Here is a 16,584-nt window from a genome sequence, read left to right on the forward strand (position 1 = left end):
TTCCAGTGGTATACTAGGATAATACCAAATGTATTTTTTCTATGGATAAAGGAGGAACAGGGAGCTATGAAACACGGGATTTACTATGCTTACTGGGAAAAAGAATGGGCTGCGGACTATACCTATTATGTAGACAAAGTCGCGCGCCTTGGCTTTGATATTTTAGAAGTGGGCGCCGCCCCGCTGCCGGATTATACGCCGGAGCAGATCCGCGCGCTCCGTGACTGCGTAAAAGCAAACGGCATCGAACTGACCGCAGGCTATGGCCCTACCTATGACCACAATCTGGGATCCTCTGACCCGGCCATCCGGAAAAACGCGAAAGAATGGTTCACCAGACTTTTCGACGTTATGGCCCAGCTGGATATCCACCTCATCGGCGGAGCCCTCTACTCCTACTGGCCCCTGGATTTCTCCAAGGGTGTGGATAAAGAAGGCGACTGGAAACGCAGCGTAGAAGCCATGCAGGATATCGCTCCTGTAGCTGCGCAGTACGGCATCAACATGGGCATGGAGGTATTAAACCGGTTTGAAAACCACATTCTGAACACGGCAGAGGAAGGCGTGGCCTTTGTAAAAGAAGTCGGCATGGATAATATCAAGGTCATGCTGGACACCTTCCATATGAATATCGAGGAATCCAGCATCGGCGACGCTATCCGCACCGCCGGAAGCCTGCTGGGACATTTCCACACCGGCGAATGCAACCGCATGGTTCCCGGAAAAGGACGCACCCCCTGGCGCGAGATCGGCAACGCGCTCCGGGATATCGGGTATGACGGCACCGTGGTCATGGAGCCCTTCGTCACCATGGGCGGACAGGTTGGCCAGGACATCCATGTGTGGCGCGACATCAGCCGCGGCGCTTCCGAAGAACAGTTAGATAAAGACGCACACGACGCAGTCGTATTCCAGAAATATATGCTGGACTGGAAATAAAAGTGGCAAAAGAAAGAATCCCCGGCGGTTATCCACATTTGGTGGATAACCGCCGGGGATTCTTTGTGGAAAACGATAATTGGGGACGGGGGATTTCTGGAAATCCCCCGTCCCCAATTATAGGATGTCCGCCACTTCGTAGTCCCCGTAGGGTGTTTCTACCACATGGCTCGGCCATTCTTTTGTCCGTGTGAATGTTTCTACGCCGTCTGCTGTAAGATATGTGGTTTCTTCGCATTTTGTTCCTTCTATTGTGGGATTCCATGCGAAGGCTTCCCCGCAAAACATCTTGCCTTCCGTATCCGGGCCTGCTATGAATTCCCGGCAGGCGTAGCCTGTGGGTCCGCCCTGGTGGTGTTTCTGCCACTGGCCGTCCCATCCTGCCTCCCGGTAAAGTTCCTGTACTTTTCTGAAATATTCCCGGTAGGACAGTCCTTCTTTCATCATGCACTGCATGCAGGCAAAGATGTAGGCGGTTTTTTCGTATCTTTCCCGGATTTCTTCCGGTACGGACGCAAAATATACCATTCTGGTCATGCTGATGTTTAATCCGTACTTTTCTCCGCCCAGCACCACCATCAGGCTCTTTTCTATCTTTTTGTCCGTGGGCACCGGATGGCGGTAATTCAGGATCCGCTCGTCAGAGCCTACCAAAACGCAGTCCGGGCTGATCCCCTGCCGGATGCATCTGCATTTTAAGTCTGCCGCCACTTCTTCTTCCGTCTGCCCTGGTTTTGCGTCCCTGCAGACGCCTTCTACGATCTGCGCGCAGGCCTGCCCGATCTCCCGGTACCGTTCCACCTCTTCCGGGTCCAGGCGCAGTCTTAAATCTACCAGCTGGCTCTGTACATTTTTTGTCCCTCCGATGCCGGTGTCGGACACATACGTTTTCCCGTCCGCCATTTCCCGGATAAATGCATCCATGGACTCATACCACGGAACCAGTACCACTTCGCCTCCCAGGGGATTCTGCTCTGCTCCCATGCGGGGCGCGTCGCTGGAATCTGCCAGAAGCTTTACCTCTCCGGCGCTGATGACATAATACCCGATCCCTGCTTCCGCATTGGTGCAGACTGCGTTTTTCGCGCCTCCGCTGATCCAGGTGAAATTATCTCTTCTGCTTAAGATCACTCCATCGTAGCTCTGCTCTTTCAGCCAGGCTCTCACCCTTGTCACATGATCCATTATGCTTCCTCCATCTCATGGCAGACGCAGACTTTTCCGGTTTTTCCTGTGGCAAAGATTTCAAATGCCTTGTCTGTATCTTTCAGCGGGAACCGGTGCGTGATGATCTGGCTGGGATGTATTTTCTTGCGGTCCAGAAGTTCTACCAGTTTTTCCATATTTGCGACGCTGGTAACCCAGGATCCGTGCAGCGTCAGATTCTTATGGAGAAGCAGCGGACTTGGCTCAAAAGTAACCGTTCCCTGCTCGCCAAGGAAGACTACATTTCCCCACATTCTTGCCACTTCCAGACATCTGTGGCGTCCGATGGCGCTTCCGGAGCAGTCGATCGCTACTTCCACGCCCTTGCCATTTGTCATCTTCATTACATTTTCCACCATCTGATCGTCGCCCAGCAGCACTTCGTCCGCGCCGATCTTTTTAGCCATCTCCAGACGTTCCTCTGCAATATCCACGGCAATGGTCTGCGCGCCCAGTGCCTTTGCCAGAATGATCGCGGCCTGTCCGACCGGCCCCTGCCCCATGACCAGAACTTTGTCGTTTCCGGAAACATTTGCCCGAAGCAGTCCCTGATAAGCGGTTCCGAATCCGCAGGCGATCATGGCGCCGTCCTCATAGGTCAGAAAATCCGGCAGATGGATGCAGGTGCTGACATCCGCTACCATATATTCTGCCAGCGCGCCGTCTCTCTGCCATCCGTAAGCCCGGCGCTCCGGATTCTGGCAGTTGATGAAGAAGCCTTTGCGGCATTCGTCGCAATAACCACATCCCTGAATATGGTACACAACCACCCGGTCTCCGATCTGAAAATCGCTCACATCTTCGCCCACTTCCACAACCTGTCCGCTGGGCTCGTGTCCTGCGATCACATCGTCATATCTTGCGCCGCCGGTCTTATCCGTGTGTTCAAAATAAATGTATTTCAGGTCGCTTCCGCACAGGCTTGCCGCCTTCATTTTCAAAAGCACCTGTCCCGGGCCCGGATGGGGAACCGGAACCTGTACCGCTTCAACCTTTGCTCCGCCCGGCAGTTTCATTCCAAGCATTGTCTCAGGAATCTTGTTTTCCATAGTGATCATCCTCCTACGTTTTTTTATTCTGGCTTTAGTATAGCACGCTTCCCTTCTCCCATAAATTCCTTATTCTATCCATTGATGGACTATCTTCCACTTTTCTATTCCGGATAAAAATAGTCGCCATTCTGATAATCTCTGGGGGAAACACCCACCACCTTCTTAAAAATACGGGAAAAATAATACTGATCCTCATACCCTAAGGCGGCCGCCGCTTCGTAAACATACATCTGTCCTGACTTCAGAAGCTTGCAGGCCTCCTGCATTTTCAGATGGATAAAAAATTCCACCGGAGATTTTCCGGTCTGTGCCTTAAAGATCGCGTTCAGATAGCTTTTGGACAATTCCACTTCCCGGGAAATATCAGAAAGCGTCAGATTTTTATTTAAATTCTGATACATATAGCGGACCACCTGGGTCACATGCCGGTCCGAGGTGGTGCTTTCGTCCATCTTTTCCCGAAAATAGATTTCTGACAGGATCAGCGCGAGCACCTGGGAAATGTATATAAAATTTCCTAATGTATAGTTGCGCTCCAGAACCCGGAACAAAAGTTTGAAAAGGACCATCATACGGTTGTCGCTGGCCCGGGACGACAGGTGGATCACCCGGCACTCCTGCACCGGATAATAGGAAATGCTTTCTCCTTTAAAATGGACCCACAAAATGCTCCAGGGTTCTTTTTCGTCCGCATAATACCGGTGGCGTTTATGCCGGGGAATGCAGAACGCGTCTGACCGGCCCAGGTGGTATTTGCGCCCCTCCACCTCGATGATCCCTTTTCCTTCCGTACAATAGATAAGAATATACTGATCCGCCCCTTCTTCCCGCTCCCGGTAGTGTTCTCTGGCCCGGGGGAAAAATCCCACGTCCGTCAGATATGCCGCCCGGATCAATGGATGCGCCATATATTCGGTAAAAGATTCCGTAGGGATGATCAGATACGTTTCATCCCGGAATCCTTCCGCTTTTCCGATCCCGTCTGTCATTTGCTCCCGCCTCCTTATAATTTTTCCGATGCAAAACCCGCCTGCATCTCCAGGCTCTTCTATGGGTTCACTATAGCACTGCAGTGGAATATTGTCCATGTTTTTATCATTTATGCCATTCCTGCACCGCTTTTGCTATGCTATTCTAAAGGCAGAAAATACAAAACACAGCGATCGAATGTAAAGGAAAAACGAAAGGAGACATTGTTATGGCAGCAACACGTGTACAAGTGTGGGAGGAACAGGCGATCATCCCTACTTATCCTGCGGCGGCACCGGAGAAAAGCCCTCTTTTCCTGGAAAACCGCGCTTACCAGGGGAGCAGCGGAAGAGTCTATCCCCTTCCTGTCACAGAAAAAATATCCGATGAGAAAGAGGACGTGGCTTATCACGCCATTTACCTGGAAAACGAATATCTGAAGGTGATGATCCTTCCCGAGATCGGCGGCAGGATCCAGCGGGCATACGACAAGACCAACGGCTATGATTTTGTCTATTACAATCATGTGATCAAGCCGGCGCTGGTGGGTCTGACCGGGCCGTGGATCTCCGGAGGCATTGAGTTTAACTGGCCCCAGCACCACCGGCCGTCTACCTATTCTCCGGCAGATTATTTCTATCAGGAGCACGAGGACGGTTCTGCCACAGTCTATGTCAGTGAAATCGACAAAATGTACGGCACCAAGGGCATGGGCGCATTTACCCTGTATCCCGGAAAATCCTATATCGAGATCAAGGGGCAGCTTTACAACCGCACCGATATGCCGCAGACCTTCCTGTGGTGGGCCAATCCGGCGGTCCCGGTCAATCAGCATACATATTCCGTATTCCCGCCGGACGTACATGCAGTCATGGATCACGGCAAACGGGCCGTATCCACCTTCCCCATTGCCACAGGCGAATACTATAAATACGATTATTCGGAGGGCATCGACATTTCCTGTTACCGCAACATCAAAGTGCCCACCTCTTACATGGCAGCGCATTCGGACTACGACTTCATCGGGAACTTTGACGAGAACCTGGACGCAGGTCTTCTCCACGTGGCGGATCACCACATTTCCCCCGGAAAAAAACAGTGGACCTGGGGAAACAGTGACTTCGGCCAGGCCTGGGACCGGAATCTGACGGATGAAGACGGTCCTTACATCGAGCTGATGACCGGCGTCTTCGCAGATAACCAGCCGGATTTCACCTGGCTGAAACCGCAGGAAGAAAAGACATTTACCCAGTACTTCATGCCGTACAAACATGTGGGCCGGGTGAAAAATGCCACCAAAGACGCTTCTGTGAATATAGAACTGGAAAACGGCCTGTGCCACATCAAGGCTTATGCTTCCGGCAAGTATCCGGCCGTATGCATCCGGGTGGAAAAAGATGGAAATGTGCTCTTTTCCGAGACTGCTCCCCTTTCTCCTGTCGACATTTACGATGGAAGCTTTGAGACGGATCTGACAGAACTGACCGGCTGCACCATTTCCATTCGCGATGCATCTGGAAATGTGCTGGTCAGCTACACCCAGAAACCGGCAGAGCTGGAGCCGACGCCTGAACCGGCAGATCCGCTGCTTGCGCCGGAACAGTTAAAATCTACGGAGGAGCTGTATCTGGGCGGGCTTCATCTGGAGCAGTACCGCCACGCTACATATGCGCCGGAGGACTACTATCTGGAAGGCTTAAAAAGAGATCCTTCCGACCTCCGTCTAAACAATGCCTACGGACTTCTTCTCTTCCGCAGAGGCTGCTTTGAGGAGAGCATTCCTTATTTCCGCAGGGCGATTGAGAAACAGACCTGGAAAAACCCCAATCCCTATCACGGGGAATGTTATTTTAATCTGGGGCTTGCGCTGGTGATGACCGGCAGGGACGAGGAGGCGTTTGATGCATTTTACAAGGCTACCTGGAGTTACGAAACCCAGAGCAGCGGTTTCTACTGGCTGGCCTGCCTGTCCTGTAAAAAAGGCGACTATGCGGCGGCTCTGGAGTTTATTGACCAGTCTATGATCCGCAACTGGCACAACATGAAGGCCCGGACTTTGAAGGCCGCCATCCTGCGCGCACTGGACCAGGATCCGTCGGCGCTTCTTGCAGAGTCCTCTTCCATCGACCCGCTGGATATGGGCGTACGCTACGAAAAGGCCCTGATCTGCGGCAGCATGGAGGATTGGAAGCGCATGATGCGCAGGCCGGCCCACAATTATCTGGAGTTGTCCCTGGATTATATGAAAGCCGGATTCTATGAAGATGCCAGAAACATCCTTGCAGCCTGCGAAGATCCATCGCCTATGGTTTCCTATTATCTGGGCTATGCGTGGGAAAAAGACAGAACGGGCAGCACAGTTCCGGGAACATCTTCAGACAGCGGACATACGGAAGACGCTAAAGAAGCCTATGCAAAAGGCGAAGCCGCATGCCCGGACTGCTGCTTCCCCAACCGCGTGGAAGAGGTCGTCATCCTGAACGCCGCCATCCACGCACTGGGCAATGCGCCGAGAGCCCACTACTATCTGGGCTGCCTGTACTATGATAAAAAGCAGTATCAAAAAGCGACCGCCCACTGGCAGACCGCCATTGCCGGGGAGCCGGACTTTGCCATGGCGCACCGGAATCTTGCTATCGCTTACTATAATAAGGAAAAAGATATCGACAAAGCGCTGGCTTCCATGAAGAAAGCGCTGGACCTGGATCCCGGGTATTCCCGGTTCCTGCAGGAATACGACCAGCTCTGCTCCAAGGCAGGCGTTTCCAATGAAAACCGGCTGGCCCTTCTGGAATCCCGCATAGACCTGACGAAAGACCGGGATGCATTGTACATCGAATACATTACACTGTTAAACAACACCTACCAGTACGATAAGGCACTTTCCTGCCTGACCCCCCACAAGTTCCATCCATGGGAGGGCGGCGAAGGAAAAGTCAGCACCCAGTACCGCTACGCGCTGACCCAGAAGGCCATCCGCCTGCTCGGTGAAAAGCAGTACGACGAGGCCATCCGCCTGCTGGAAGCAACCAAGGTTTACCCGGAAAATCTGGGCGAAGGCAAGCTCCCCAACGTACAGGACAACATCGCCGACTACTACCTGGGAATCGCATTTGAAGCAAAAGGCGAAACTGACACTGCGGCAGAATATTTCCGCAAAGCTTCCATCGGACTCGACGAACCCGGAAGTGTGCTCTACTACAACGACCAGCCCTCAGACACCATTCTCTACCAGGGTCTGGCGCACGAGAAATTAGGAGAACATGCCGCAGCACGCAAGTGCTTCCACCAGTTGATCTCCTTTGGCGAAAAGCACCTGTTCGACCACGTAGGATATGACTACTTTGCCGTATCCCTGCCGGAAATTGAAGTCTTTCCAAGCAACATCCAGAACCGGAACGACACCTACTGCCATTATCTGATCGCTTTAGGAAATCTGGGACTCGGAAACAGGAAGAAAGCAGAAGAAGAACTGGAAGGCATCCTTGCCGGACAGCCGGGATACCAGGGCGCGATCCAGCATATGATGATGTAACCATCAATGGGGACGGGGGATTTCTGAAAATCCCCCGTCCCCATTGATAGTTTTCCACATTATTTTCCACAAGTTTTCCACATCAACTGTTCAAAATCTATTTTGAGAAGATCTGTAAATTTTTGAATGGTCAGATAATCTCCTTCTACGTTCCCGAATCCATAGGCCGCATAGATCATGGGAACTCCCGCCAGCCGGCAGGCCTGCGCATCGCCCGCCGTGTCGCCTACATATACGGCGTCTTTGATCTGGTTTCGTTCCATGATCAGGCGGATGTTTTCCCCTTTGGGGATCTCTGTATCGCCAAAGCATACATGATCAACAAAATATTCCCCAAGGCCTGTATTTTTCAGGAACGCTTCGATATATCCGGCCTGGCTGTTGCTGACGATCATCAACTGATATCTGCCGCTCAGCTCCCGGATGGTCTCTTCCAACCCCTCGTAAATATGACATGGCGCCGATTCTACCCACTTATTTTCCACACGGTACAGATCCTTTGCCAGACGCTCCTGCTCTTCCGGCGATAATTCCGGAAAAAGATCGTCCATAATCTCGTCCATTGGTTTTCCAAGCTCCGGCGTCATCATCTCTCCAGTCAGCCGTTTTTTGACGGATGGCCATCCTTCCAGCGCTTTGTTCCAGGAATACACAATCTCATCCTTTGCGTCCCACAAGGTTCCGTCTACATCAAAAATGATCGCCTCCATGCTCTTTCTATTCCTCCTCGATCTTCATAATCAGATCCACTCTTCTCTGATGCCGGCCGCCCTCAAATTCTGTATTGAGCCACACATTTACCATATCCTTCGCGGTCTCCACACCCACAATCCTTGCACCGAAGGCCAGGATATTTGCATCATTATGCAATCTCGAAAAACGGGCGGTTACAGATTCAGAGCAGACAGCCGCGCGGATCCCTTTTACCTTATTTGCAGCCAGCGAAATCCCCACGCCGGTGCCGCAGATCAGGATCCCTCTGTCCACTTCTCCGTTTGCCACTGCCCGTGCAACTTTTTCCCCATATACCGGATAATCACAGCTGTCATTTGTATCTGTCCCGAAATTTACCACTTCATACCCGGACTCCTCCAGATATTTCACAATCTCGAATTTCATGTCTACTGCAGCGTGATCATTGCCGATCCCTATCTTCATATTAAAATACCCTCTCTTCCATTTATTTTCCTTTTATATTATAATGGGTTCGGTACGAATACGCAACAAAAGGAGACCGGAATATGATAAAACTGATAGCCAGCGACCTGGACGGCACTTTACTACAAAACGGAGCCCAGCGCCCTTCGCCGAAGATTTTTGACCTGATTCTGCGCCTGAAAGAAAAAGGCATCCATTTCGCGGCGGCCAGCGGGCGGCAGCTTTACAGCCAGCACCAGCTCTTTGCCCCTGTAAAAAATGACATTTCCTATATCGCAGAAAATGGCTCTCTGTGCGTCTGCCGCGGGCAGGTGATCGCAAAAGGGATCATCGAACGGGACCTAGGACTTCGCATCATCCAGGCTTCCGGAGAATTCGAGGGCAGCCACACACTTCTCTCCTGCGAAAGCCACTGTTACACCGATTCCACCAGCGAAACATTTATCCGCCATCTGCGCGATGAACTTCTCAACGACATTGTTTACTGCCCGGATCTTTCCAGCATACAGGAGCCTTTCCTCAAACTGGCAGCCTGCGATTTCCACGGCACCGACAATCTGCTGCCCTACTTCAAAAAGCGGTTCGGAAACCAGATTGAAGTCGTCACCTCCGGCAACCTGTGGGTAGACTTCATCGCCCCCGGCGCCAACAAAGGCACCGCACTTAAGGCCCTGGCCGAACACCTCGGCATCGCACCGGAAGAATGCATCGCATTTGGCGACCAGTATAATGACATCGAAATGCTGGAATATGCCGGCATTGGGTACGCCATGAAAAACGCCGCTCCCGGCGTGGAAAAACACGCAGACGCCGTCACCGACTCCGTAGAAAAAGTCCTCACAGCATTGCTGCAAAATGCAAATTAGGACGTAGACTTTTTGCAAAGGTCTACGTCCCAATTTGCATTTTACCCTGTACCTTTTTGCATTTTACCCTGTACCCTACTCAATATTTTCATCATCCAGCCTGTGGAAATCTCGATTTTGTCCAAATACATGTACCAGCGGAATGACTTTGATAAAGCAGTTATAGCTGCCTTTTTTGATGAATTCGCGCAGCTGGATGTATTCTTTTGAGTTGCACACGCAGCTCATCTGTACCTTGGGTTCTCTGGAGTATCCGCCCACGGCGTCATGGTAAATGGTAACGCTTTTGTGGATTGTATTGATGATGAAGTCTTCCACTTCTTCCATTTTCTGATCGCCGATGATCTGCATGTCATACAATTTGGGCCCCAGGTTGAACACTACGTAGTTCATGGCGTTTACGTAAATCAGCTGTCCGGCGAAGGCATACGCCAGTGTATCCAGATCAAATGCCGTTGCCATGAACAGAATGATCAGCACTTCTTCGAAATAGTATATTTTCTTTAGCTCTATGGATTTCCAGACGCATTTTTTGAGAATTTTGGCCACTGTATCGTCGCCGCCGTAGGAAAATCCGATCCGATAGGGAATCCCGATCCCGACTCCGTATATTACGCCGAATACGGCAAGTGCGATCAGCTTATCTTCAAACACAATCTGGATATCCACGAAACTTAAGACGGACAAAACTGCCGGATACAGTATGGACAGGATCACGATGTTGGATGCGTCTTTTTTCCCGAGTGTAAACCATGTGGTGATCAGGATCAGGATTGTGATCGCATAGTATACAAAGGAGTAATTGATTCCGGTGAAATGTTCCACAGTCAGGGAGATTCCGGTTATTCCAGGGGCTGCCAGGCCGTTCGGAATCAAAATCCAGTTGGTGGATATACTACAGCACAGGCATCCGGCAATCAGCATACAGGCCTGTTTTATGATTTCCTGCGGAGACTTTCGAAATACGGCTGTCTTCTTTTCTGCCCCGTCTCTTTGCGCTGCGCTGGTCTTTCCGTCTCCTGCGCGGTCCTTACTCGTTTCTGCCTTACTCGTTTCGGTCTTACTCATCTCTGTCTTACTCGTTTCTGTCCTGCTTCTATCTGCCTCTCTCATTCCCGTACGCTCCATAATATATCTCTGCCTTTCTTATGTTCTGCCTTCTTAGATTTTTCTGAATGCGCCTGCCCCCTGTCATTCATCTTATACGAAAAACCCCCGGAAGTCTACACTTCCGGGGGAATATTCTTTTCTTATCAAGCTTTGAAAGCTATTCTATGCTGTCAGATCTCGATTACTCGATGATGTTCTTAACAACACCAGAACCTACGGTACGTCCACCCTCACGGATAGCGAAACGAAGTCCTTCTTCCATAGCTACCGGATGAATCAGCTCAGCTGTCATCTCGATGTGGTCGCCAGGCATGCACATCTCTGTTCCTTCCGGAAGCATGCAGACACCTGTTACGTCAGTTGTTCTGAAGTAGAACTGCGGACGATAGTTGTTGAAGAACGGAGTATGACGTCCACCTTCATCTTTGGTCAGAACGTATACCTGAGCGGTAAATTTGTGGTGGCAGGTTACAGAACCTGGTTTACACAGAACCTGACCTCTTTCGATCTCAGTTCTCTGGATACCACGAAGCAGGGCACCGATGTTGTCACCAGCCTGAGCCTCGTCAAGCAGCTTACGGAACATCTCAACACCTGTTACAACAGTCTTCTTGGTCTCCTCATGGATACCAACGATCTCTACTTCATCAGATACGTGAAGAGTACCACGCTCTACTCTACCAGTAGCAACGGTTCCACGACCTGTGATGGAGAATACGTCCTCTACAGGCATCAGGAACGGCTTGTCAACGTCACGCTCCGGATCCGGAATGTAGCTGTCAACAGCATCCATCAGTTCCATGATCTTGTCTCCCCACGGTCCTTCCGGCTCTTCCAGAGCTTTCAGAGCAGAACCCTGGATGATCGGAGTGTCATCTCCCGGGAACTCATACTCGTCAAGCAGTTCACGGATTTCCATCTCAACCAGCTCAAGCAGCTCTTCATCGTCTACCATATCGCATTTGTTCATGAATACTACGATGTACGGTACACCTACCTGACGGGACAGAAGGATGTGCTCTCTTGTCTGAGCCATAACACCGTCAGTAGCAGCTACTACAAGGATAGCTCCGTCCATCTGAGCAGCACCAGTGATCATGTTCTTTACGTAGTCAGCATGTCCTGGGCAGTCAACGTGTGCGTAGTGACGTTTCTCTGTCTCGTACTCAACGTGTGCAGTAGAGATAGTGATTCCACGCTCTCTCTCTTCCGGAGCCTTGTCGATGTTGTCGAATGCAACCTCTGCGTTACCAGCTACTCTCTTGGACAGAACCTTTGTGATAGCTGCAGTCAGAGTGGTTTTACCATGGTCAACGTGACCGATGGTACCAATATTACAATGCGGTTTTGTTCTTTCAAATTTAGCTTTTGCCATTTTGAATATCCTCCTTATTATAGCGCCTTGTTTCAGGCATTTTTATAATACGTTTTAACTCGGCTAAGATTGATTATATTTCAAATCATACAGTTTTTCAAGCCTTTTTCATATTTAATTACTCATTATTTTTACCAGACAGTACTTTTTCCTGTACGGACTTCGGAACCGGCTCGTATTTTTCGAAGAACATGGAGTAGTTTCCACGTCCCTGAGTCCGGGAACGAAGGTCTGTTGAGTAACCAAACATCTCAGACAACGGTACATATCCACGTACGATCTTTCCGCCGCCCAGGTCGTCCATACCCTCAATACGTCCACGACGGGAGTTGATATCTCCGATTACGTCGCCCATGTATTCTTCCGGCATGGTTACTTCCACCTTCATGATAGGCTCAAGCAGAACCGGTGCAGCCTTCTTCATTGCATCCTTGAATGCAAGAGAACCTGCGATGTGGAATGCCATTTCACTGGAGTCTACCTCATGGTAAGATCCGTCGTATACATTTGCATGAATGCCGACTACCGGGAATCCGCCCAGGATACCGGCCTTCATAGCCTCTTCGATACCCTCGCCTACAGCCGGGATGTATTCTTTCGGAATTGCTCCTCCGACTACAGTAGACTCAAACTTAAATGTCTCTTCTCCATTGACATCCATGGGCTCGAATTTCACTTTACAGTGTCCGTACTGTCCACGTCCACCAGACTGTTTTGCGTACTTGCTGTCCACATCCACAGCCTTTGTAAATGCTTCCTTGTATGCAACCTGCGGAGCACCTACATTTGCTTCTACCTTGAACTCACGTAACAGTCTGTCTACGATGATCTCCAGGTGAAGCTCACCCATTCCGGCGATAATGGTCTGTCCAGTCTCCTGGTCAGTATGTGCACGGAAGGTCGGGTCTTCTTCTGCAAGTTTCGCAAGAGATTCTCCAAGTTTGCCCTGGGAAGCCTTGGTCTTGGGCTCGATCGCCAGCTCGATAACCGGCTCCGGGAACTCCATGGACTCCAGGATTACCGGATGCTGCTCGTCACAGATGGTATCACCTGTGGTGGAGAACTTAAATCCGATCGCTGCTGCGATATCTCCGGAATATACCTTGTCAAGCTCCTGTCTCTTGTTCGCATGCATCTGAAGGATACGTCCTACACGCTCCTTCTTGCCCTTTGTTGCGTTTAATACATAGGAACCGGAGTTTACGGTTCCGGAATAAACTCTGAAGTAAGCAAGTTTTCCTACGAACGGGTCTGTCATGATCTTGAATACCAGAGCGGAGAACGGCTCTTCATCAGAAGAATGTCTCTCCACTTCATTTCCGTCCTCATCCACACCCTTGATCGCCGGGATGTCGGTCGGAGCGGGCATGAACTCAAGGATTGCGTCCAGAAGCTTCTGAACACCCTTGTTTCTGTAAGCAGATCCGCAGCAAACCGGTACTGCTGTACACTCGCAGGTAGCTTTTCTTAATACGGCTTTCATTGCCTCTACAGAAGGCTCGTCACCTTCCAGGTATTCCATCATCAGATCGTCATCCAGTTCGCAGATCTTCTCTACCAGCTCGGTGTGGTAAAGCTCTGCGTCGTCCTGCATATCTTCCGGAATATCTGTTACGGAAATGTCATCGCCCTTTTCATCGTTGTAGATGTAAGCCTGCATCTCAAACAGGTCGATGATTCCCTTGAAATCGTCTTCTTTTCCAATTGGCAGCTGCAGACAGATCGCATTTTTGCCAAGTCTTGTCTTGATCTGCTCAACGGCATTATAGAAGTCTGCACCTAAAATGTCCATCTTATTGATGAACGCCATACGCGGTACATTGTAGGTGTCTGCCTGACGCCATACATTTTCTGACTGCGGCTCAACACCACCCTTTGCACAGAACACGCCGACAGCGCCGTCCAGTACACGTAAGGAACGCTCAACCTCTACCGTGAAGTCAACGTGGCCCGGGGTATCAATGATGTTGATACGATGCTCCAGAGCACCCTTTTTCGGTTTTGTCTTTTCCTCCAAAGTCCAGTGGCATGTGGTAGCGGCTGAAGTGATCGTGATACCTCTTTCCTGCTCCTGCTCCATCCAATCCATGGTTGCAGTACCTTCATGAGTATCACCGATCTTATAGTTCACTCCGGTGTAATACAGGATACGCTCAGTCAGTGTTGTCTTACCGGCATCAATATGAGCCATAATACCAATATTTCTTGTTCTATCTAATGGATATTCTCTTCCAGCCATTGTTGCCTCCTAGAATCTGTAATGAGCAAATGCCTTATTTGCTTCAGCCATCTTGTGCATATCTTCTTTTCTCTTAACGGCTGCACCTGTATTGTTTGCAGCATCCATGATCTCATTCGCCAGTCTTTCTTCCATAGTCTTCTCGCCTCTTGCGCGGGAGAAGTTGGTCAGCCAGCGAAGCGCCAGAGCCTGTCTTCTGTCAGCTCTTACTTCGATCGGCACCTGGTAGGTTGCACCACCGATACGTCTTGCCTTTACCTCAAGTACTGGCATGATGTTGTTCATAGCCTCCTCGAATACTTCGATCGCCGGCTTGTCGGTCTTTTCTGCAACTCTTTCAAATGCTCCGTATACGATCTTCTGTGCGATACCTTTCTTACCATCTAACATAATGTTATTGATAAGCTTGGTAACCACTTTATTATTGTATAACGGATCCGCTAATACGTCTCTTTTCTGAGTATGTCCTTTACGTGGCACGGTCCTTCCCTCCTTAAACATAATGATTAATTCATCGGTACTCACATGTGTCTTTCTAATGATACAGTGTAGTGCGGGGCATACGTTGTATATACCTTGCAACTTACATAATCATAGTTCTGTTTGTGACTACATTACTTTGTTTCTACTTCTTTGCGTCTTTCGGTCTCTTAGCGCCGTATTTGGAACGGGCCTGTCTTCTCTTTGCAACACCTGCTGTATCCAGGGTTCCACGAACGATGTGATATCTGGTACCCGGAAGGTCTTTTACTCTTCCGCCACGGATCAGAACCACGCTGTGCTCCTGAAGGTTGTGTCCTTCACCCGGGATGTAGCTTGTTACCTCGATACCGTTGGACAGACGAACTCTGGCGATTTTTCTAAGAGCTGAATTCGGCTTCTTCGGTGTAGCTGTCTTAACAGCTGTGCAAACGCCTCTCTTCTGAGGAGCAGATGCATTGATACTTCTCTTTCTAAGAGAATTGTATCCTTTCTGAAGTGCCGGAGCTGTAGACTTCTTTACAGATGTCTGACGTCCTTTTTTTACAAGCTGGTTAAATGTTGGCATTCTCTTTCACCTCCTACGATTATAATAAGTTGCCATTCATTTCCATGAATCCGCGCGCACAAAAAATAGAATGCATTTCTATGCACGCTCAACTAGTGTATTACGTTTTTGCGGCCTTGTCAAGGTGTTTCTCCGGAATTTGGAATTTGGGACGTAGACTTTTTGCAAAGGTCTACGTCCCAAATTGCATTTCAGGGTGTACCAAAATGAAAATAAGGGTGTACCCGATTAGATTTCCACAAAGAAACATCGGGACTTGTTTGCCGCAAATCCCGATGTTCTTTCTCGTTTTTTCTGCTTCTATGTTATATTCTGCCGCAGTTTTCTCCTGACGCAGTTTAAGCTTCTGTTTCTTCTTCATTTTCTGAAGTATTATGAACTTCCTGAACACGAACTACGATTGTTTCTGGATCTGTCAATATATCAATCTTCGGATTCTTCGCAATGTCCAGATCTTTTACATGAACCGCATCGCCTGCGTGAAGTTCGCCCGCATCGATTTCTACTTTATCTACCAGCGCATCCGGATAAGCCCGGAATGAAATTTCTTCCAGCATCTGCTCCAGTACGCCACCAATCACTTTCTCATGATTCAGAAGAACGATCTCTGCTACTGAATGCACTTTTTCGCCGCTGACCAGCGCCTGGAAATCCACTTCTTCCAGCTGCCCCTTCAAAGAATTATATATTACATCTTTAATCAGCACGTTGTAGGAAGTTCCTTCCACATCCAGGGTAATCGTACTTCCCTTTCCATTGGTTTTCAAAAGACGTTCTACATCCTGCTTATTCATCTTGACCGGAATAGACGTCTCAATTTCCTTGCCAATCACATTGCCGGTAACAAAACCTTCTCTTCTTAATTTTTTAGCTTTTACTTCTTTTGATCTTTTTTCAGCTTTTAAAGTATCCATTTTATCTCTTCCTCCAAAAATCTGACAGGTTTTCTTGTTACATGTTTATTATAACACCTATTACAGATTCAGATTCACCAATTATCCACATTTTCCACGGGAAAAATTGTGCAGTTTTCCACCACCATGTAAATGGGGACGGAGGATTTCCGGAAATCCCCCGTCCCCATTTA

General features: G+C 49.5%; 14 protein-coding genes. 3 read left to right on the forward strand and 11 right to left on the reverse strand.

All coding sequences use genetic code 11. From position 1 onward, the window contains the following. Window positions 1-66: 66 nt before the first annotated feature. Complete coding sequence (locus H6A13_RS10650) at window positions 67-939, forward strand: D-psicose 3-epimerase (protein ID WP_204909551.1); 873 nt, start codon at window positions 67-69, stop codon at window positions 937-939. A gap of 117 nt (window positions 940-1,056) precedes the next feature. Here the strand turns inward: H6A13_RS10650 and H6A13_RS10655 are convergent, their stop codons facing one another. The 3 genes from H6A13_RS10655 to H6A13_RS10665 all read right to left on the reverse strand — a co-directional run bounded on the left by H6A13_RS10655 (window position 1,057) and on the right by H6A13_RS10665 (window position 4,186). Further along, window positions 1,057-2,124: a M24 family metallopeptidase gene (locus tag H6A13_RS10655; RefSeq protein ID WP_204909552.1), complete on the reverse strand. Its 1,068-nt coding sequence runs from the start codon at window positions 2,122-2,124 to the stop codon at window positions 1,057-1,059. Beyond that, window positions 2,124-3,194, reverse strand: coding sequence for a zinc-dependent alcohol dehydrogenase family protein (locus tag H6A13_RS10660; protein WP_204909553.1), 1,071 nt, complete (start codon window positions 3,192-3,194; stop codon window positions 2,124-2,126). Before H6A13_RS10660 ends, H6A13_RS10655 begins: the two co-directional genes overlap by 1 nt. A 104-nt stretch (window positions 3,195-3,298) precedes the next feature. Continuing rightward, the gene (locus H6A13_RS10665) at window positions 3,299-4,186 is read right to left on the reverse strand and encodes an AraC family transcriptional regulator (protein WP_243424784.1); all 888 of its coding nucleotides are present in this window, start codon (window positions 4,184-4,186) and stop codon (window positions 3,299-3,301) included. A 209-nt stretch (window positions 4,187-4,395) separates the two neighbouring features. Here H6A13_RS10665 and H6A13_RS10670 point away from each other — a divergent pair, with 209 nt between their 5' ends. Beyond that, complete coding sequence (locus H6A13_RS10670; RefSeq protein ID WP_204909555.1) at window positions 4,396-7,701, forward strand: DUF5107 domain-containing protein; 3,306 nt, start codon at window positions 4,396-4,398, stop codon at window positions 7,699-7,701. 59 nt (window positions 7,702-7,760) lie between these two features. Here H6A13_RS10670 and H6A13_RS10675 read toward each other — a convergent pair whose 3' ends face one another. After that, a complete protein-coding gene (locus H6A13_RS10675; RefSeq protein ID WP_204909556.1) occupies window positions 7,761-8,411 on the reverse strand; it encodes an HAD family hydrolase in 651 nt (216 codons plus the stop codon). A gap of 7 nt (window positions 8,412-8,418) precedes the next feature. Then, window positions 8,419-8,859, reverse strand: coding sequence for a ribose 5-phosphate isomerase B (gene rpiB, locus H6A13_RS10680; RefSeq protein WP_204909557.1), 441 nt, complete (start codon window positions 8,857-8,859; stop codon window positions 8,419-8,421). An 83-nt stretch (window positions 8,860-8,942) separates the two neighbouring features. On the opposite strand from rpiB, the gene H6A13_RS10685 reads away from it, so the two are divergent. After that, entirely contained in the window at window positions 8,943-9,725 is a 783-nt protein-coding gene (locus H6A13_RS10685; protein WP_204909558.1) for an HAD family hydrolase, read from the forward strand. 75 nt (window positions 9,726-9,800) lie between these two features. Here the strand turns inward: H6A13_RS10685 and H6A13_RS10690 are convergent, their stop codons facing one another. The 6 genes from H6A13_RS10690 to H6A13_RS10715 all read right to left on the reverse strand — a co-directional run bounded on the left by H6A13_RS10690 (window position 9,801) and on the right by H6A13_RS10715 (window position 16,411). Then, entirely contained in the window at window positions 9,801-10,838 is a 1,038-nt protein-coding gene (locus H6A13_RS10690; protein WP_243424785.1) for a YitT family protein, read from the reverse strand. A 178-nt stretch (window positions 10,839-11,016) separates the two neighbouring features. Next, window positions 11,017-12,210, reverse strand: a complete 1,194-nt coding sequence (gene tuf, locus H6A13_RS10695) for an elongation factor Tu (RefSeq protein ID WP_204909559.1) — start codon at window positions 12,208-12,210, stop codon at window positions 11,017-11,019. Between the two features lie 118 nt (window positions 12,211-12,328). Beyond that, window positions 12,329-14,449 carry an elongation factor G gene (gene fusA / locus H6A13_RS10700; RefSeq protein ID WP_204909560.1) on the reverse strand — a complete coding sequence of 707 codons (2,121 nt, stop codon included), beginning with the start codon at window positions 14,447-14,449 and terminating at the stop codon, window positions 12,329-12,331. 9 nt (window positions 14,450-14,458) lie between these two features. Continuing rightward, complete coding sequence (rpsG, locus tag H6A13_RS10705; protein ID WP_338043063.1) at window positions 14,459-14,929, reverse strand: 30S ribosomal protein S7; 471 nt, start codon at window positions 14,927-14,929, stop codon at window positions 14,459-14,461. Between the two features lie 145 nt (window positions 14,930-15,074). Further along, window positions 15,075-15,497: a 30S ribosomal protein S12 gene (gene rpsL / locus H6A13_RS10710; protein ID WP_070088497.1), complete on the reverse strand. Its 423-nt coding sequence runs from the start codon at window positions 15,495-15,497 to the stop codon at window positions 15,075-15,077. 338 nt (window positions 15,498-15,835) lie between these two features. Further along, window positions 15,836-16,411 carry a 50S ribosomal protein L25 gene (locus H6A13_RS10715; protein ID WP_204909561.1) on the reverse strand — a complete coding sequence of 192 codons (576 nt, stop codon included), beginning with the start codon at window positions 16,409-16,411 and terminating at the stop codon, window positions 15,836-15,838. Window positions 16,412-16,584: the final 173 nt, after the last annotated feature.

Source organism: Mordavella massiliensis (assembly GCF_016902415.1).
Taxonomy (GTDB): Bacteria; Bacillota; Clostridia; order Lachnospirales; family Lachnospiraceae; genus Merdimonas; species Merdimonas faecigallinarum.